This is a genomic window from Nocardia sp. NPDC003269, from assembly GCF_042888005.1.
Taxonomy (GTDB): domain Bacteria; phylum Actinomycetota; class Actinomycetes; order Mycobacteriales; family Mycobacteriaceae; genus Nocardia.
Window position 1 is genome coordinate 193,103 of sequence record NZ_JBIAPA010000004.1, and the last position, 18,459, is coordinate 211,561.

Sequence of the window (18,459 nt, forward strand, 5' to 3'; positions counted from 1 at the left end):
TCACTGTCCCGCCGTGTAAGAGAAGTCTGCCGAGAAATGGGTCAGCTGGTACCAGAGCAGCGCGCCGGTCTCGCGGGCGATGCCGTGGAACTGCGATTCCCTGGTGTAGACCGCCGGTCCGGTGCGGGTCGGCGCGGTCCACGCGTCCAGTCCGGCGTCGCGAGCCATCGTCCTGGTCCGCAGTGAATGCCACGGATCGCTGACGAGTACGGCCGATGACATCCCGCGCGCCGTCATCGCGGTCGCGACCGCTTCGACGCTGCGCAACGTGTCGGATCCGGTCTCCACCGCGAGGATGTCCTCGCTGGGGACGCCCTTGTCCTCGAGGTAGCGCTTGCCCGAGGCGGCCTCGGTGTAGAGGTCGCCCTCCTGTTTGCCGCCGACGGTGATCACCCGGGGCGCGACGCCGACCTCGTAGAGCCGCCACGCCTGGTACAGCCGCGCCTCGAAGACCGACGAGGGGGTGCCCGAGTACTGCGCGGCGCCGAGCACCACGATCGCGTCGGCCTTGGTGTAGTCGTCGATGCGGGCGACCTGCCACACCCGGAAGGCGGTCCCGGCCACGAGGACCACGCCCATCAGCACCGCTCCGGCGATCAACCGGCCGATCCATCGCGAGACCGACGACGCGAGCCCGTGCGGGCGACGAGCATCCGGGGCAGGTGCGGCCGTGCGCGGGAAACCCGATTTCATCCTGATCAGTGTGCCAGGTCCGGCCGACGACCGATCATGCCAGCGGTCACCACCGGATTCCGGTCCGGTGAACGACCGACAGCGGGACCGTCCGCCCAGGCGATCCGCGCGGCGATCTCGACCATCGAGCGGACCAGTGGGCTGTGTGTCGACCAGCCCGGCGGGGGTGAGTTTCGCGCCGAATGCCGCGGTGTGCGGCGCCGGTGTGGTCACGGCTGTGGCGGGAACGAGCGCGCCGCATCGATTCGAGTAGTCCAACTACTCGACAATTGCCTGGTCAGGGGCGTGTACTGAAAACGGTGGCCTGCTACGACACCAGGACACCTCTGCTGGGTGGTCCGGGCAACCGGGTGTCCCTCCCACGGTCGCCCGCGCACCGGGCGGCATCGGTCGATCCCCGCGGACCGGCCGCAGAAGGTTCCACATAAGGGTTTCCCACAACCAGGATGCGCGAACCTGATTTGTTGTGTTTTTCACGGCTCCTCGAAGGGGGTGCCCGCCCTAACAGGTAAATCTCCGCGCGACCTCCCCGAATCTCGATTCCGGAGCGGCCACGTGACCCAGCTAGACAACGAGACCTTCGCGGTGACGGTGTCCCGCGGAGATTCAGTCATCTTCCACTGGATATTCCGTCCCCGGACCATCAAGAAGGTCCATCGGGTCGGCGGTGTGATCACCGTTTTGGAGTAGGCGGCGTCAGAACCGTCGGAGCAACGGCATCAGGGCCCGGGCCTGGTGCCGTTCTTCCGTCTCGGGCCGGTTCACCAGCCTCGTTCCCGCCATTCGGCGAGGTGCGGGCGCTCGTCGCCGAGCGTGGTGTCGTCACCGTGGCCCGGATAGACGACGGTGTCGTCGGCGAAGCGGTCGAACAGCTTGGTGGTGACGTCGGTGAGCAGGGTGTCGAAGTCGGTGGCGTTGTGGGTCCGGCCGACGCCACCGGGGAACAGCGAGTCGCCGGTGAACAGGTGGGCGCGGCCCGCGCCGTCGACGAGTGCCAGGGCGATGGAACCGGGAGTGTGGCCGCGCAGGTGGATCGCTTCGAGGACGATGTCGCCGACCTGGACCGTGTCACCGTCGGCGAGCAGCCGGTCGGGCCGCACCGGCAGGGGGTCGGCGTCGAGGGGGTGGGCCGCGGTCGCGACGCCGAGCGCGTCGGTGACCTCGGACAGTGCCTGCCAGTGGTCGGGGTGCTGATGGGTGGTGACGATCAGGTCGATCTGGCCGGGGGTCTCCTGGCCGGTGAGCTCGAGGATGCGGGCGGCGTCGTTGGCCGCGTCGATCAGGATCGCGGCGCCGGTGGCCGTGCTCTGCACGAGGTAGGTGTTGTTGTCCATCGGACCGACCGACATCTTCACGATGCGGGCGCCGGGGACATCCCGCTGCTGGGCGGCTCCGGTCGCGGTGACATGTCCGGTGTAGAGACGATCGACTGTGGCCATCCGCCGATCGTAGAAGCCACGCTGCGCGCTGTCGTACCCGCGTGGTTGCCGTGCGCCCGTTAGATTCGACACATGCGGCAGTCGAGGAAGAGTTCGGCCCCACGATCGGTTCCGGTGCGCGCCACGGCCGGTCTGCTCTGCGCGGTGCTGGCCGCGTTGAGCCTGCTGTGCGCGCCGGGCGCGACCGCGGAGCCACCCGCGCGGATGGGACCGCAGGTGGTCGACACCGCCGAGGTGCTCAGCGGCGCCGACGAGGCCAGGGTGCTCGCGGCCGTCGATCAGCTCTACCGCGATCACCAGGTCAAGCTCTGGGTGATCTACGTGCGGAACTTCGCCGCGCAGGCGCCGCGGGACTGGGCCGCCCGGACCGCCGAGCTCTCCGGCTTCGCCGACCGCGATCTGCTGCTCGCGGTCGCCGTCGACGATCGCGGCTACTGGCTGCACGGCACCCTGCCCGACGGCGTCACCGACGGCGAGCTGGACACGCTCCTCGCGAGCACGGTGGAACCCGATCTGCGCGACCGCAAATGGGCGCAGGCCGGGGTCGACACCGCCGACGGCATCGGCGCGGCCATGCGCGGCGCCGGCGTGCCGTGGGTTTGGCTGGTCGGCATCGGGCTGGTGGTCGTCGTCGGGGCGGGCGGGCTGATCCTGTTCTCCCGCAAGCGTCGTCGCGACCGGGACCGGGCCGAACTGAGCAATGCCCGCGCGGTCGACCCGGCGGATTCGGGCGCGCTGGCGAAGCTGTCGCTGCCGACGCTGCACGCGCTCTCGCGCGAACGGCTGGTCGAGATCGACGACGCGGTGCGCACCAGCACCGAGGAACTGACCTTGGCCACCAGCGAATTCGGCGAGACCGCGGTGACGCCGTTCCGCACCGCGCTCGACGCCGCCCGCGCTGCGACCGCGAAGGCGTTCACGATCCGCCAGCAGCTCGACGACGCGGTCCCGGAAACCCCGGACCAGCAGCGCAGCCTGCTGATCGACCTGATCTCCACCGCGGGCAAGGCCGACCGCGAACTCGACGCCCAGGTGGCCGATTTCGACGCCATGCGCGATCTGCTCATCGACGCGCCCGCCCGGCTGGACGGGCTGACCCGCGACATCGTCGACCTGACCGCGCGCACACCCGCGTCCGACACCGAACTCGCCCGGCTGGATTCGGCCTACCCCGCCTCGGTGCTGGCGCCGATCCACGACAACGTGCGGATGGCGACGGAACGGATCACCTTCGCCGAGCAGAACATCGACACCGCCCGCACCGCGCTGACCCAGCCGGTCGGGCAGCAGGGCGGCGCGGTCGCGGCGATCCGCGCGGCCGAGGGCGCGATCGGCCAGGCCCGCACGCTGCTCGACGCGGTGGACCAGGCCGCGACCAACATCCAGCAGGCCCGCGACGGTCTGCCCGCCGCCCTCGACGAACTCCGCGCCGACCTCGCGGCCGCGGCGGCCCTGACCGAGTACGGCGGGCCCGATCTGGCCGCCGCCGTCGGCGCGGCCACCACGACGCTGAACACGGCCGCCACCGGCGCCGAATCCGATCCGCTCGACGCCTTCCACGACGCCGTCACCGCCGACGCCGAGCTGGACCGGGCCATCGCGGCGGCCTCGGATCGCAAACTCGCCGTGGAGGATCTGCGGCGCAGGCTCGATCGGACGCTCACCGACGCGGCCGCCCGCATCGACGCCGCGTCCTCGTTCATCACGACCCGGCGCGGTGGCGTCGACGCCGAGGCGCGGACCCGGCTCTCGGAGGCCCAGCGTCATCTCGCCGAGGCCCGCGGGCTCGCGGCCACCGCGCCGGAGCGCGCGCTCGTCAGCGCGCAGACCGCCGCCGATCTGGGTGGACAGGCCTTGCAGCAGGCGCAAGCCAGCGTGCGCGCGTGGGAGTCGCGACAGCCGGTGGCGGGCAGTTCGCAGGCCGGCGCGGTGCTCGGCGGCATCCTGCTCGACGGGTTCCTGCGCGGCTCGATCGGCGGCGCGACCCGGCGCGGTGGCGGCGGTTTCGGTGGTGGCGGCGGCGGGTACCGGCCGGGGTCCTACGGCGGCTCGTCGGGGTCGCGCCGGGTCAGCCGGGGCGGTCGATTCTGAGCGCTTGACCCTCACACCGTGTGAGGCCGTACACCGGAAGGCGTCATGTTCAGTATCGGAGATTTCGCCAGACACGGTCAGGTGTCGGTGCGCATGCTGCGCCACTACGACGCCGTCGGATTGCTGCGGCCGGCCCGGGTCGACCCGGCCACCGGCTACCGGTTCTACGCGGCCGCCCAGCTGGCCCGGCTCAACCGGCTCGTCGCGCTCAAGGAGCTCGGGTTCACGCTCGAACAGGTGGGCCGGATGCTCGACCCCGGCCCCGGGCCCGACGAGCTGCGCGGCATGCTCGCGGTGCGCCGGGCGGAGCTGGAGCAGCGGATCGCGGCCGACGGTGCCCGGCTGACCGAGGTCGAGGTGCGACTCCGCATCATCGAGAAGGAGGGCGTCATGCCCGATCAGGATGTCGTCGTCAAGTCGCTGCCCGCGGTCCGGGTGGCCGAATCGACCGGGGTCGCCGCGGGATTCGAGCCCGCCGCGATCAGCCCCGTGATCCAGCCGCTGTTCGGCGGGCTCTGGGAGCAGATCACCGAGGCCGGAATCCCCGTGGTCGGGCCCGCCATCGCGTACTACCGCGAGCTGCCCGACGGCACCGTCGGTATCCACGCGTGCGTGCCGGTCGACGTGGAACCCGATGCCGCGCCGGGATTCTCGATCGTCGACCTGCCCGCCCAGGGCCGGGTGGCGACCACCATCCATCGCGGCAGCGTCGACGGGATCGGCGCGGCCTGGCAGGCGCTGGGCCGCTGGGTGGAGGACAACGGGTACCGCACCGCGGCCCCGGTCCGCGAGGTCACCCTGGAGTGGACGCCCGACCCCGCCGGATGGGTCACCGAGCTTCAGGAACCGATCGCGCCGCGCTGATTGCCGCGGAAGGTCCGGTCAGGCGCTGGCCGCCTCCGCCGCCGCGGGGCGGCCGGTCAGCTCGGCGGCGAGCGCGGGCAGCAGTTCGCTCGCCCGCGGTCCGCCGCCGAGCCTGGCCAGGGTGAGCCGGCCGAGGTAGGTGTAGACGAGGAAGGTCACGGCCGCCGAGGCGCCGGTGGACGGGCGGGGGTGGGCCGAGAGGTAGACGATCTCGTAGTCGTCGAGGATCAGCCCGGCCGGCGCGCGGAAGGTGGGCACGGTGCCGGTGTTGGTCAGGGCGATGTGCCCGGCGGTGGAGTGCACGCGGGTGGGCCCGAAGAAGTCGGGGAAGTGCAGTACCGACTGTTCGATCACGCCACGGGCCAGGTCGTCGTGCAGCGCGGTGCCGATCCGGCGGGACAGCGCGACGATGTCGTCGGTCTCGGTGACGTCGGTGGTGAACGCGGCCAGGCCGGAGATATTGGTGCCCGCCGCGGCGGCGAGCGGCGGGTCGAGGCGCCTGCGCATATCGACCGGGTAGAGACAGCCGACCTGCGCGACATCGTAGAGCGCGGCGAAGGCGCGCAACGCCGCCGCGGTGACCAGCCCGTTCACGCTCACCGCGTGGGTGCGCGCCAGTTCCAGGACCCGCGCGGTCGCGATGGGGTCCAGGTGGATCCGGTCCGGCCGCGCCAGCGCGGGCGTCGCGGGTGGCGAGGGTTCGACGACCCCGACCGCGTCGGCGACGACCAGCGGCCGGATCACGGCTTCGAGCCCCGACTTCGGTCCGCGCGTGGTCCCCCGCCGTGCCAGCAGCGATTCCAGCGATACCGGGTATTCCCGGGCGGCCGCCGCGATGGTGCCGGTCTCCACGTAGTCGGTGTAGTACCCCCACAGCCGCTCGAACAGCTCCACACAGTGCCCGGCATCGGCGACACTGTGGTGCACGAACAGCGTGACCCTGGCCCGATCCTCTTCGGCGAGAACCACATCCAGATAGCCCAGCTGGGCGCCGGGATCCATCGACTCGGTCGGGATGCGTACCTCGTCCGGATCACCGAAACTCACCCAGGCACCGACCGGCTCGATGTGCCCGGGGCGCACCAGGATTCCGGTCTCGGTGGCGTCCTCGACGATCCGGCAGACCAGGATCGGGAAAGCGTGTTGCAGGGCGGCGAAGGCCGCGCCGAGGGCCGCCGCGTCGAGTTCACCGCGCAGGGTCACCGAGCGTCCGGTGAAGGTGGCGTGCCGAACGAATCGTTGTTCCGACGGGTCGAGCTCCCGCAGCACGTCTTCCGGTTCCCACAGCACAACGGAAAGAGTGAGGCACGCGGCCCACTGACGCAAACCGCCGGGTACGCACTGTGATCACCTGCACGCCGCCGCGCGTGCGCGATCGTCGCGCGGGAACGCGCGGAGCCCGCGTCGCACGTGGCGACGCGGGCTCCGGGCGGTCGGTATCAGGCGCCGAGGAGGCGGGTGGCGAGGTAGGACTCCACCTTGTCCAGGGCGATGCGCTCCTGCGCCATCGAGTCGCGCTCGCGGATCGTGACGGCCTGATCGTCGAGCGTGTCGAAGTCGACGGTGATGCAGAACGGGGTGCCGATCTCGTCCTGGCGACGGTAGCGGCGGCCGATGGCACCGGCGTCGTCGAAGTCGACGTTCCAGTGCTTGCGCAGCTGCGCGGCGAGGTCCTTGGCCTTGGGCGTCAGGTCGGCGTTGCGCGACAGCGGCAGCACCGCGGCCTTGACCGGCGACAGCCGCGGGTCCAGCCGCAAGCTGATCCGCTCCTCGGTGGTGCCCTTGGCGGTGGGCACCTGGTCGACGGTGTAGGCGTCGACCAGGAACGCCATCAGCGAGCGGGTCAGACCGGCCGCCGGCTCGATGACGTACGGGATGTAGCGCTCACCGGAGGCCTGATCGAAGTAGCTCAGGTCGGTGCCCGAGTGCTCCGAATGCGTGCGCAGGTCGTAGTCGGTGCGGTTGGCGATGCCCTCGAGCTCGCCCCACTCGCTGCCCTGGAAGCGGAAGCGGTACTCGATGTCGGTGGTGCCCGCCGAGTAGTGCGACAGCTTTTCCTTGGGGTGGTCGTAGAGGCGCAGGTTGTCGGGATCGATGCCGAGGTCGGTGTACCAGGCCAGGCGGGTGTCGATCCAGTACTTGTGCCACTCGGCGTCTTCGCCGGGCTTGACGAAGAACTCCATCTCCATCTGCTCGAACTCGCGGGTCCGGAAGATGAAGTTGCCGGGGGTGATCTCGTTGCGGAAGCTCTTGCCGATCTGGGCGATGCCGAACGGCGGCTTCTTGCGCGCGGTGGTCTCGACGTTCTTGTAGTTGACGAAGATGCCCTGCGCGGTCTCGGGGCGCAGGTAGTGCAGGCCCTCTTCGTCGTCGACCGGGCCGAGGAAGGTCTTGAGCAGGCCGGAGAAGTTCTTCGGCTCGGTCCACTTGCCCGGCTGGCCGGTCTCGGGATCGTTGATGTCGGCCAGGCCGTTGGCCGGCGGGTGGCCGTGCTTCTCCTCGTACGCCTCGAGCAGGTGATCGGCCCGGTAGCGCTTGTGCGTGTGCAGCGACTCGACCAGCGGATCGGAGAAGGTCTCGACGTGGCCGGAGGCCTCCCAGACCTGGCGCGGCAGGATCACCGAGGAGTCGAGGCCGACGACATCGTCACGGCTGGTGACCATGGTCCGCCACCACTGCCGCTTGATGTTCTCCTTCAGTTCGACGCCCAGCGGACCGTAGTCCCACGCCGACTTGGTGCCTCCGTAGATCTCACCGCACGGGTAAACCAGGCCCCGGCGCTTGGCGAGGTTGGCAACGGTGTCCACCTTCGACTTGGGTGCCACGCGAGATTTCTCCATCCCTTGGGAGTCGGACAAGTATGTCGACAAGGGTATCGGCACCGGCCAACCGGTTTTGCACCGCACGGGCGAAGTAGCGCCGCGACGGCCGCTCGGCGACAGGTTCGGCACTTTCTCGGACAACCGGCGGGCCTGGTGTCCGCCGATGTTCTTCAATGGAGGCAGTCGAGTTCGAACCGGGGGGTTCGTCATGCGTCAGCTGCCATCCGATCCGTTCGATGCCGCGGCCCCGCGTCGCCCGGCCGAGTCCGTGCGCCCGCGCTCGAAACGGGCGGCCGCTGTCGCCGTCGTGACACTGGTGGCGACGCTGCTGCTCGCGGTGACCCTGGTGCTGCTGCGGATGGACCGCGGCGCCGCGCCCACGCTGGTGCTGCCGACGGTCCCCGAGCGAGCCGCGATCGATCCGGCGCGGCCGTTCCTGAATACGCCCGCGATCACCTGGGCCGAAGGCGAGGCCGGAATCGTCGTCGCCCCGGCGACACCGGTGGGCCGATACCCCGCGGAGCAGGTGGCCGCGGTCATGGAGCGGGTGCGGCAGGCGATCGTCGCCGCCCGGCTGAATCGCCATGTGCTCGAAACCCATGACGCCGAGCCGGTGCTCGCGCTGCTGTCGGCCCAGGCGGCCACCGGCGCGCGCGAGCTGATCCGGCCGGGCAACGAGGCCGAGACCTGGTGGGTGTCGGCCAAGATCGCCGCGGGCTACTCGCTGCTGCCCGCGACGCCCCGGGTGATCGGCACGATGACGCCGCGCGTCGGCCCCGACGGCGAACTGGTGATCAGCACCAACTACCTGGTGGCCTACGCCTTCGAGGCCTGGAACGTGACCCGGCTCGACGACCCGCTCGATATCGTGGCCGTCGACCGCTGGGAGGTCGACTACGAGTGGGTCGAGGATTCGCGGTACGCCGAGGAGTCCCAGGGCCTGCACCTCGGCGCGACGCGCGGGTTCACCTTCGGCGCCAATTGCGCGATGGTCCGCAAGGGGTTCCTGGCGCCGGGCTACAGCGACACCGGCCTGGCCACCGGCCCGAGCAGCCAGCCGGTGGAGGCCTACTTCGATCCGAACGCGCCGCTGGACGAGCACAGCAACTGCTGATCGCCGCAGCTCAGCGCGCCACGTTCGACATGCGCACGTCTGCATGTCAAAATGGCATCGGTTTCCATTAAGGAGTTGGTTGATGACCACCGATGCCACGGCCGCACACGCGCACAGCCCGTATCACTCTCCCGCCCCCGCCACGGTGCCCGCGCGCCAGGTGCTCGAGGACGCGGGTGAGCTGCTGCGCGCGCTGGCCGCTCCGGTGCGGATCGCGATCGTGCTGCAGCTGCGCGAGTCGCCGCGCTGTGTGCACGAACTGGTCGACGCCCTCGGGGTCACCCAGCCGCTGGTCAGCCAGCACCTGCGCATCCTCAAGTCGGCGGGCGTCGTGCACGGCGAGCGCTCGGGCCGCGAGGTGCTCTACGAACTCGTCGACGACCACCTGGCACACATCGTCGTCGACGCCGTCGCCCACGCCGAGGAAGGGTAATCCGGTGGCAGACAATCCCTCCGGCAAGCAGGTCGGGATCCGCAGCACCCGCCAGCGCAGCGCGATCTCGGCGCTGCTCAGCGATATCGATGAATTCCGTTCCGCCCAGGAACTGCACGACGAGCTCCGCAAGCGCGGCGAGGGCATCGGCCTGACGACCGTCTACCGGACCCTGCAGTCGCTGGCCGACGCGGGCATGGTCGACGTGCTGCGCACCGACTCCGGCGAGTCCGTCTACCGCCAGTGCTCGAGCGGGCACCACCACCACCTGGTCTGCCGGCACTGCGGCCGCACCGTCGAGGTCGAGGGCCCGACGGTCGAGGCGTGGGCCGCGACCATCGCGGGCGAGCACGGCTTCACCGAGGTCAGCCACACCCTGGAGATCTTCGGCACCTGCCGCGAGTGCGTCGACGCCCGTGCCCGCGCCGAGAAGGACGAGACCGCGACGGTCTAGCCATGTGACTCACGTCACATGATGGAACCCCCGGTTCGACTGCCCCGTCCAACCTTCACGAAGAGACCGATCCGCGCGGTGGTACCGACGGCCCGTGGCCGAGCGGCGCCGAAGGAGGGGGCAATCGTGAGCACACTCGGTGTCGAACCCGATCAACTGAAATCGCTGGCGACGACGTGGCGGCAGGAGGCCGACGCGGTCGGCACGCTCGCCTGGTCGGCCATGGGCGAGGCCACCGGCGACGGCAGCGATGTCCTCGCCACCGTCCGCGCCATGACCGACCCCGCGCAGCAGGCGATGTCCTCGATCTCGACCAGGTACACCACCCTGGCCGACCTGATCGACAAGTTCTCCGCCGACATCCAGGCGAAGGACGCCGAGATCGCGGGCGAGATCGGGAAGCTGGGTCCCCGCTGATGCGCCCGACCCTCCCCCAGCTCGACGGCTGGAACCTCGACGGCCTGCAACGCGCCGCCGACGCCGCACGCGCCAATGCCGATGTCGTGTCCACCTCGGTCGACGACTGCTCGCGCGCCATCGCCACGGCGGGCGGCTGGCACGGCCGGACCAGGGACGCGGCGGGCAGCCGGATCGACGAGGAAGTCGACCACGGCTACGAAGTCCGCACCGTGCTGCTGCGGATCGCCGACGACACCGAGGACGCGTACCAGGGCCTGAAGCACGCCCGCACCTACGTCCTCGACCAGCGAACCTCGGCCGTTGGCCAGGGTTTCCAGGTCGAACCCGACGGCCGGGTCTCGCACTCCGATCCCGCGAAGGAGGGCGCGGCGGGCGTCTTCCAGCTGAACCTGTTCGGCGGCCTCGACGAAATCGAGCGCCTGGACAGCCAGTTCGGTACCCGCCTGAAGGAATCGCTGGCCGACCTGACCGCGATCCGCGACGGCCAGCCCGACATCACCCTCGCCGACGGCACCGTCCGCGACCCCGATGCCGTGGCGATCCAGCTGGCCGCGATGTCGGACGACGAGCGCGCGACCTTCCTGGCCGGGCTGAGCCCGGAGGCGCAACGTCAGCTGGTGATCGCCGCGCCGGAGAAGCTCGGCAATCTCAACGGCGTGCCGTTCGCCCTGCGGATCGAGGCCAACGAGATCAACATCCGCAACGCGCTGACGACGGAGAAGGCCAAGCCGGATCCCGACGAATCACGGGTCAAGCAGCTGGAGGCGATGCTCGCGCCGATCCCGAACCCCGAGGGCACCGGCACACTCACCGCGGCCGCCGCCGCGACCGGCGACAACGCGACGCCCCGGCTCGACATGGTCGACCGCAAGTTCGTCATGTTCAGCACCGAGGGCAACGGCCGGATGATCGAGATGCTCGGCTCGATGAAGGCGGGCTCCCCCGGCGTCGGCGTGTATGTCCCCGGCACCTCGACCAACCTCAACGGGTCCGGTTCCAATCACGTCGCCGCGTGGAATCTCGCCGACAAGACCGACAGCCCCGTCTTCCTCTATATGGAAGGCGATTTCCCGCAGAGCCTGACCAGCCTTTCCGACGGGGCGCCGAGCCCCCGGTTCGCCGCCGACATGGCACCGAAACTGGTGGAGTTCGGCCAGGAGATCGACCGGGAGGTGGCCGCGAACACTCCCGGCACCCCGGTGACCTACGTCGGCCACTCCTACGGCGGTTCGATCGTCGGCTCCGCCGAGCAGCTCGGTCTGCGCGCGGATCGCATCTTGCACGCCTCCTCCGCGGGGACCGGCGTGTTCGATACCGGCTGGAACAACCCGAACCCGAACGTGCAGCGGTACTCGATGACGGCGCCGGGCGATCTGATCGGAGTGGTGCAGTCGTATCCCGAAGGGGGACTGACCATTCCGGGCGGAATCCACCTCCCCGGCAATCCGCACGCGTCCGAGGCGCTGGGTGGGGATCCGGACGAGGCCCCCGGGGTGATCCGGCTCGACACCGGGTACTACAGCCGAACCTCCACCGACGAACCACCCGAGGTCATTGTCGGAACCAACGGCCACGGACGGTACTGGGACGATCCCGGCTCGACCGCCTTCCGCAATATCGTCGGTGTCATCGAGGGATCGTCGGCGGCCGCCTATGTCGAACGCGGGATCGAGACCCCTTACGTGGATATCGGCTTGGGCGACAACGGAAACGGCGCCAAGGAGTCCTTCGATGCCGCCAAGGCCGCCGCCGCGAAACAAGCGGCCGCCGCGCTCGGCATCGATATCGACCCCTACGCCAGCCCACGGGTCACCGACAATCCGGACACCGGCGCGCAGATCGGGATCCGATGAAGGCCGCCGCACTACTGGTCATGGCGGCGGTACTGTCCGGTTGCACGATTCTGGAAGAGCAGGGCCCGACGAACGAGGACGTCTTGAAGGGGACCGGCCTGACCGTCGCTGCGGCCAAGCCGATCGTCGCGGACAATTTCGAACTCATCTGGCCCGCGCCGCTGTCCGTCGACCCGGAGACGGTCAGTGTGCGCACCGGCTGCCGATCCAGCATGACCTCCATCAGTGGTGAAGGTCCGCCATGGCGCCCGAGATACGAGCGAGAGGTGGTCGATCCCTCGCAGGAATTCATCGACCGCGCCATGGCGAATCTCGAGGCGATGACCGCCCGCGGCTTCACCCTCGTGCCCAGCCAGAATCCCTCCGAAGACCCGGTGAGCAGGTACTACCGGGACGCTCGCGGGTTCTCGGTGGCGTCGTCGCGGACGCGGGTCGGCAAGAACAACGAGGAGGTGCGGTTCATCATGGCCTCCACCTCCCCGTGCGCGGCGGAGTGACGGCCGACCGGCCGGGCACCGTACCGCGCGCCATCGGACGACCCGGCAGTGCGATCGGGGTTCGGACTAGACTCTGCACAGCCGTCATCGCTCGGGCACGAGCGCACAGCTGTCTACACCAGGAGGGGATGGTCGAGATGACAGTGGGAGGCCATGTGTCGAAGGCCGTCGGCATCGCGGCCATCGGGCTGGTGGTCGCCGGTTGCGGAGACAGCGGAGGCGGGACGGCCGCGCCGACGACGACCGCGGTGAGCGTGGCGGCGAGCCCGACCTCGGTGGATGCCGAGGCGAAAGTGTGGGATCCGTGTTCGCTGCCGGATTCGGCGATCGAAGCGGCCGGGCTGAAGGCCGGTAGCAAAGAATCAGGAGCCGCGGGCGTCGACTTCACCGGATGGAAAGTCTGCAACTGGAACGATCAGGGCCGGAAATACGGTCTCGCTGTCATGTCGTCGGAGCGTTCTTTGGCCGAAGTCAGGCAGCGAACCGACTACAGCGAGTGGAACACACTCACCATCGGCTCACGTGCGGCGCTCGAGTTCCGTCCGGTGGGCGCCATCCACGATCAAACCTGCTTCGTTGCCGTCGAGGTACCTGCCGGAACAGTTGTTTTCAAGGTACAGAACCGGTACAGCGCAGTCGGAGCGCTCCCTCCGTGCAGCGAAGCCCAGCGCGTTAGCGGGGCACTGGCCCAGTACCTTCCTACGGCGTGAGGGGGCGCACATGCCACTAGGCATCAATCCAACCGAGTGGAAGCAGCTACTCTCCCAGGCAAATTCGGGAGAGTTGGCTCTAGATCCTGAGGTCGGCCGAGACCTGGACAGGGTCTGCGACGACCACCTCGATCGGCTCGAAGAGGTGCTGGGAAAGATCGGCACCGTGAGCTTCATCTCCGGTTTCGGCACCCTCGACTCGGGTGTCACTCTGGAGAAGAAGTTCTCCCTCACCGCCTCGGGGAGCGACCGAGCGTTGGATACGGTGATCCAGCAGCACATCGAAGCCGTCCAGACCGCGAAAGAGGTTGTCGCCAAGGCGATTGCCAACTTCGTCGCCCAGGACGGCACCCTCGCCACCGAGATCTCCGCGACAGGAGAACCGCAGTGACCTACGACGAGTACAAGAGCAGGGTCATCGCCGCGCAGCAGCAGTGGAACGACGAGCGCACCCGCATCTACGACCGGCAGAAGCAGGGCAACTACTCCACGATCTTCGGCGGCGACACCCAGCCCCCGCACATCACCACGCCCGACAGCTATGACAGCATGTCGCTCGCGCAGATGCAGGCCGCGGTGGCGGCGATGAAGCCGAAGCTCGTCGACGACGCGGTGACGGCGTGGGCCAATATCGGGATGAACCTGATGGGGACGTTCTACAAGTTCAATCAGGAGTTCGCCCGCACCGTCACCGGCGCGAACGGGCACAGCGGGTGGACGGGCGCCGCCGCGTCGGCAGCGGTGACCGCGGTGAACAACTATGCGGAGCAGTCGATTCCGCTGTCCCAGGCGGCGACGGCGATCAGCCTGAAACTGTCCGAGATGCGGACCGGGATCGAGGAGACCCAGGCGCTCATGCCGGGTCTGACCGCGCGGGAGTCGGTCACCGGCAAGACCCTGCCCGGCGACGGGGTGATGAAGGTCGACGAGCACAACCAGAAGGAAGCCGAGGACGAGGGTCGCCGGATCCTGCGCACCGTCTACGGTCAGGTCGCCGTCCAGACCGACAACGGTGTCCCCTTTCTGCCCTCGGCACCGACGATCACCAGTGGGACCGGTGACACCGGCGTGACGGGCGGCAACGGCGGCACGAATACCGGTGGGACACAGGGTGGGACCACCACCACCGACGGTGCGACCACCGACGGCACGGTGCCGGAGACGCCGGGCGAGGGCACCTCCCCCGGGGACACCGACACCTCGTCGTCGACCACGCCGTCGTCCACCGACGCCGGGTCGACCACGGCGCAGAGCACCACGCCGCAGTCCACCTCGCCGAGCACGACCACTCCGGGGTCGACCACCCCGGGAACGACGACCACCCCCGGGACGACGACTCCGGGCACGACCATGCCGGGAACAGGTCGCCCCACCGGCACCGGGCGCGGCTCGGGCGGTGCACCCGGCGGCGGGTCGCCGTCGACGCCCGGAACGGGTCGCAGTATTCCCGGCAGCCAGTCCCCCGCCGCCGCGGCCGCCGCGGCGGGTCGCGCGGGCGCGACGACCGGGGCGCGCGGTGCGGCGGGCATGGGCGGGATGGGTGCGCCGGGCGCGGGTCGCGGCGGATCCGACGACGAACGGACGAAGGGCGTCCCCGACTACCTGATCACCCAGGAAAACGGCGAACTACTGATCGGCACGGACGGGCTCCGGACCGTGCCCCCGGTGATCGGCGGAGACAGCGACAGTGCAGCGGGCTGAATTCACCGGCATCGAGTTCGAGATCCTGTGGTCGGGTTACGGTCGTGACCGGCTGCCCTACCCGTTGCAGTACCGCACCGACATCACCGACTTCGACGAACTGAAGCGGCACCGGGAGGCGGCGGTCGAGAAGCTGCTCGGCAAGTACGACCCCGCCGTCGAATACGCCCTGGCCGTGCTGCTCGAACCCGAGGCCAGGGTCGAATCCAAAGGCTATGTCGGGCAGGATGACTCGAATGTCGTGCGCTTCCACGGCGCGATCCGCGGCCGGGCGGGCGCGACCCTGACGCAGGCCCGCGGTCCGGCCGAGGACATCGGCGGCGATGTCGTCATGACGTATTGCACCGCCGATCAGGTCGCCGCCCTCGCGGTCGCGGCCCTGCCCCGTGCGAAGGCGGGGACCAAGCCGCCGGTGGAGGTCCGGCGCGAACAGCTCGCCGCCGAAGAGGAACACTTCGAATACCGGGCGGGCCAGCTCAGCTCCGCCGACCAGCTCAATCGTGTCTTCCGCCGCAAACGCCATGCCTTCGGCGAGATCTCCGCCTTCTCCGGACCCGCCGTGGACGCCCGGCCCGGTCCCGGCCGCACCTTCTGGTGGATGGACTACGACGACGGCCGCTACTACGTCAAAACCGGCGACCCGATCATCGCCGAACCGCTGCCCACCGACCGGATGATCGCCGGCATCCGCCGCATGCTCGCCCGGGCCCAGCGCTACCACCAGGAATTCGGCGAGCCCGACGAACGCCTCGCCTGAGCGCCGTCACCACCCACCGTCGAACAGTGCTTGCAGCGCCGGCAGCGGTTCCGCGACCGTCGTCGTATTCGCCACCGCGACAACGGCGAACACCACGGCCAACCCCATCGCGAGCAACCCGAGCCCGGCGAGCACCGCCCGCTCCCCCGACGACTTGCCCGCCCGCCGTGTCCACAGCACCATGGTCGCGATGCCGAAGCCCACCGCGACCACGGACGAAATCACCACCATCGCCACGTGATAGCGCGTGAAGTCATCGATCATCACCTCGAGCGCGGGCGAGGAACCCGCCTCGGCCGACACCGCCAACTGCCGATTCACCTCCGCCAAGGTCCCGGCCAGTTCGGGCCCGACGGGATCGTCGAAAAGCATCGGCAAGACCGACGCGTAGGGCGCCACCGCGCCTTGCGCATTCGCCATCACCGCGAGCAGGGCGAGGACCGCGAACAGCGTGACCACCGCGCCGGCCGAACCGAGCGCGAGCCGGCGCACCCACCCCGCGTCGCTGTCCCGTCCGACGGCATCCCACAGCACCGCGGCCAGTACCGCCAGCACCGCCAGCAGCACAACGGCGATCAGCCCTTTGACCAGGTGGTACCGAAACCAGTACTCGACCACGTCGTTCAGCGCGGGCGAGAACTCCCCGTTCCCGGAACTCCAGTACCCGGCGAAGGCCACCCGCAGCGCCCGCCGCAGCTCTCCTTCACCGTCGATCCCGCCCTCGGATCCCCATCCCGCCACGATCCCCGGAACGAGCACGAACGCGATGCCGAGCAGGACCGCCACCCCGCCGAGCCCCGCGACCCCACGCCCGGACAACCGCATCCCGCGCGGCGCCACCGCCACACCACCCACGACGATTCCTCCGATCAGAATCGGCAACTACGACACCGTCGGTCGCCCACTCCGATGCTAGCGAGACGTTTCCGGCGCGCGGGAGATCGCGATAGAATTCGGGGTTCGTAGAGGTCGACTCCTGACCGGAGAACACTGTGACCGAAGCCGACTACATCGTCGTGGGAGCGGGGAGCGCGGGCTGTGCGGTCGCGCGCAGGCTCGCCGACAGCGGCGCGGCCGTCGTGCTGATCGAGGCAGGGACGGCCGATGACAAGGGCTGGGCGAAGGCGCTCTTCCGGATTCCCGGCGCGATCAATGTCATGCACTCGACGCCGCAGCTGAAGAAGCTGTTCGACTGGGGCGACAAGTCGACACCGCAGCACCATGCGCTCGACCGCCGGATTCCGATGACGCACGGCCGGGTACTCGGCGGGTCGAGTTCGGTCAACGGCATGCTCTTCGTCCGGGGTAACCGGAAGAACTTCGACGACTGGGCCGCCAAAGGCTGTCGCGGGTGGGCCTATGAGGACGTGCTGCCGTACTTCCAGCGGATGGAGGACTGGGAGGGCGGCGCGAACGCGTGGCGTGGGGCGGGTGGTCCGATCAAGGTCACCCGCCAGCACCGCATCACCGACGCGGCACGTGCCTTCATGGACGCCACCGTGGCACGCCTGGGTGTGCCGGAGATCGACGACTACAACGGGGCGAACCAGGAAGGCGTCGCGGTCTTCCAGCAGAGCGCCGCGCACGGTGTGCGGTACTCCGCGGCCAAGGGCTACCTGCACGACGATCCGGTGCCCGGTCTCGTCGTGCTCACGGAGACGACGGTGACGAGGATCGTCATCGACGGCTCGCGGGCGACGGGGGTGGAGATCCTGGTCGACGGCGGTACGCGGGTGATCGGGGCCTCGCGCGAGGTCATCGTCTCGGCGGGCACGTTCGGGTCGCCGCAGATTCTGCAACTGTCGGGAATCGGTCCCGCCGCGCACTTGGCCGAGCACGGCATCGCGGTCGTCGCGGATCTGCCGGTGGGCGACAACCTGCACGACCACCTGTTCGTCCCGGTCTCCTTCCGGATGCGGTCGGCGTTGCGCAAGCCGACAGCGCCCTATTTCCTGCGCGGATTGGCGGCCGAACAGCTCCGTCCGGGATCGTCGTGGGCGGCCGGTTCCTCGTTCGAATCCGTCGCCTTCGTGCGCACCTCGCACGCGCGCGAGATCCCCGACCTGCAACTGCTGAGCCTGTATTGGGTGTATCCCTCGCCGAATCAGGACTCCGACAAGCGCGTCGTCCCGGCTACCAAGAAGCCGGGTCAGAGCGTCTTCCCCGCGCTCATCTACCCCGAGAGCCGCGGCACCGTCCGGTTGGCCTCGGCCGATCCGGGGGCCGCGCCACTCATCGATCCGGCCTACCTGACAGCGCCCGCGGACACCGAGGTGCTCTTGGAAGGCATCGACATGGTCCGCGCGATCATGGCGGGAACCGGCGACAACCAGGGCGAGATCATCCCGGGCGCGGACTTCACCGACCCGGCCGCGATGCGCGCGGAACTACCGAACCGCATCCACACCGTCTACCACCCGGTCGGCACGGTACGCATGGGTGTCGACGACCGCGCGGTCGTGGATCCCGACCTCCGCGTACGCGGCATCGACGGCCTCCGCGTCGCCGACGCCTCGATCATGCCGACCGTGACCGGCGGCAACACCAACGCCCCCACGATCATGATCGGCGAGAAATGCGCCGCCCTGATCCTGAACGGCTGAGGTCAGCC

General features: G+C 69.6%; 18 protein-coding genes. 13 read left to right on the forward strand and 5 right to left on the reverse strand.

Features of this window, described 5'->3' with window-relative positions; all coding sequences use genetic code 11:
* Window positions 1–693: a YdcF family protein gene (locus ACFYWJ_RS29150; RefSeq protein WP_355278805.1), complete on the reverse strand. Its 693-nt coding sequence runs from the start codon at window positions 691–693 to the stop codon at window positions 1–3.
* Window positions 694–1,454: 761 nt separating this feature from the next.
* Window positions 1,455–2,132: an MBL fold metallo-hydrolase gene (locus ACFYWJ_RS29155; RefSeq protein ID WP_355278803.1), complete on the reverse strand. Its 678-nt coding sequence runs from the start codon at window positions 2,130–2,132 to the stop codon at window positions 1,455–1,457.
* A 72-nt stretch (window positions 2,133–2,204) separates the two neighbouring features.
* On the opposite strand from ACFYWJ_RS29155, the gene ACFYWJ_RS29160 reads away from it, so the two are divergent.
* Both ACFYWJ_RS29160 and ACFYWJ_RS29165 read left to right on the forward strand, forming a co-directional pair.
* A complete protein-coding gene (locus ACFYWJ_RS29160; RefSeq protein ID WP_387163004.1) occupies window positions 2,205–4,223 on the forward strand; it encodes a TPM domain-containing protein in 2,019 nt (672 codons plus the stop codon).
* A 45-nt stretch (window positions 4,224–4,268) separates the two neighbouring features.
* A complete protein-coding gene (locus tag ACFYWJ_RS29165) occupies window positions 4,269–5,087 on the forward strand; it encodes a MerR family transcriptional regulator (RefSeq protein ID WP_355278799.1) in 819 nt (272 codons plus the stop codon).
* 18 nt (window positions 5,088–5,105) lie between these two features.
* On the opposite strand, the gene ACFYWJ_RS29170 is transcribed toward ACFYWJ_RS29165, so the two are convergent.
* Window positions 5,106–6,377 (reverse strand): acyltransferase, encoded by a 1,272-nt coding sequence (locus ACFYWJ_RS29170; RefSeq protein ID WP_355278796.1) that lies wholly within the window; start codon window positions 6,375–6,377, stop codon window positions 5,106–5,108.
* Window positions 6,378–6,526: 149 nt separating this feature from the next.
* A complete protein-coding gene (locus tag ACFYWJ_RS29175) occupies window positions 6,527–7,927 on the reverse strand; it encodes a glycine--tRNA ligase (RefSeq protein WP_387163000.1) in 1,401 nt (466 codons plus the stop codon).
* Window positions 7,928–8,117: 190 nt separating this feature from the next.
* Here ACFYWJ_RS29175 and ACFYWJ_RS29180 point away from each other — a divergent pair, with 190 nt between their 5' ends.
* The 10 genes from ACFYWJ_RS29180 to ACFYWJ_RS29225 all read left to right on the forward strand — a co-directional run bounded on the left by ACFYWJ_RS29180 (window position 8,118) and on the right by ACFYWJ_RS29225 (window position 15,848).
* Window positions 8,118–9,023, forward strand: coding sequence for a hypothetical protein (locus ACFYWJ_RS29180; protein ID WP_355278790.1), 906 nt, complete (start codon window positions 8,118–8,120; stop codon window positions 9,021–9,023).
* 82 nt (window positions 9,024–9,105) lie between these two features.
* Complete coding sequence (locus ACFYWJ_RS29185) at window positions 9,106–9,456, forward strand: metalloregulator ArsR/SmtB family transcription factor (protein WP_355278787.1); 351 nt, start codon at window positions 9,106–9,108, stop codon at window positions 9,454–9,456.
* A gap of 4 nt (window positions 9,457–9,460) precedes the next feature.
* A complete protein-coding gene (locus tag ACFYWJ_RS29190) occupies window positions 9,461–9,910 on the forward strand; it encodes a Fur family transcriptional regulator (RefSeq protein WP_355278784.1) in 450 nt (149 codons plus the stop codon).
* 126 nt (window positions 9,911–10,036) lie between these two features.
* Window positions 10,037–10,327: a type VII secretion target gene (locus tag ACFYWJ_RS29195; protein WP_355278782.1), complete on the forward strand. Its 291-nt coding sequence runs from the start codon at window positions 10,037–10,039 to the stop codon at window positions 10,325–10,327.
* Window positions 10,327–12,183, forward strand: a complete 1,857-nt coding sequence (locus ACFYWJ_RS29200) for an alpha/beta hydrolase (RefSeq protein ID WP_355278779.1) — start codon at window positions 10,327–10,329, stop codon at window positions 12,181–12,183. The genes ACFYWJ_RS29195 and ACFYWJ_RS29200 overlap by 1 nt, the downstream gene beginning before the upstream one ends.
* Window positions 12,184–12,203: 20 nt before the next feature.
* Window positions 12,204–12,680 carry a hypothetical protein gene (locus ACFYWJ_RS29205; RefSeq protein ID WP_355278776.1) on the forward strand — a complete coding sequence of 159 codons (477 nt, stop codon included), beginning with the start codon at window positions 12,204–12,206 and terminating at the stop codon, window positions 12,678–12,680.
* Between the two features lie 128 nt (window positions 12,681–12,808).
* Window positions 12,809–13,390 (forward strand): DUF3558 domain-containing protein, encoded by a 582-nt coding sequence (locus ACFYWJ_RS29210; protein ID WP_355278773.1) that lies wholly within the window; start codon window positions 12,809–12,811, stop codon window positions 13,388–13,390.
* Window positions 13,391–13,400: 10 nt separating this feature from the next.
* Window positions 13,401–13,781 carry a hypothetical protein gene (locus ACFYWJ_RS29215; RefSeq protein WP_355278770.1) on the forward strand — a complete coding sequence of 127 codons (381 nt, stop codon included), beginning with the start codon at window positions 13,401–13,403 and terminating at the stop codon, window positions 13,779–13,781.
* Window positions 13,778–15,091 carry a hypothetical protein gene (locus ACFYWJ_RS29220; protein ID WP_355278767.1) on the forward strand — a complete coding sequence of 438 codons (1,314 nt, stop codon included), beginning with the start codon at window positions 13,778–13,780 and terminating at the stop codon, window positions 15,089–15,091. The genes ACFYWJ_RS29215 and ACFYWJ_RS29220 overlap by 4 nt, the downstream gene beginning before the upstream one ends.
* Window positions 15,078–15,848: an ESX secretion-associated protein EspG gene (locus ACFYWJ_RS29225; protein WP_355278765.1), complete on the forward strand. Its 771-nt coding sequence runs from the start codon at window positions 15,078–15,080 to the stop codon at window positions 15,846–15,848. The genes ACFYWJ_RS29220 and ACFYWJ_RS29225 overlap by 14 nt, the downstream gene beginning before the upstream one ends.
* Before the next feature lie 6 nt (window positions 15,849–15,854).
* Here the strand turns inward: ACFYWJ_RS29225 and ACFYWJ_RS29230 are convergent, their stop codons facing one another.
* Window positions 15,855–16,703 carry a hypothetical protein gene (locus ACFYWJ_RS29230; protein ID WP_355278762.1) on the reverse strand — a complete coding sequence of 283 codons (849 nt, stop codon included), beginning with the start codon at window positions 16,701–16,703 and terminating at the stop codon, window positions 15,855–15,857.
* Window positions 16,704–16,840: 137 nt separating this feature from the next.
* Here ACFYWJ_RS29230 and ACFYWJ_RS29235 point away from each other — a divergent pair, with 137 nt between their 5' ends.
* On the forward strand, window positions 16,841–18,451 hold the full coding sequence (locus tag ACFYWJ_RS29235) for a GMC family oxidoreductase N-terminal domain-containing protein (RefSeq protein ID WP_355278760.1): 1,611 nt from the start codon (window positions 16,841–16,843) through the stop codon (window positions 18,449–18,451).
* Window positions 18,452–18,459 lie beyond the last annotated feature (8 nt).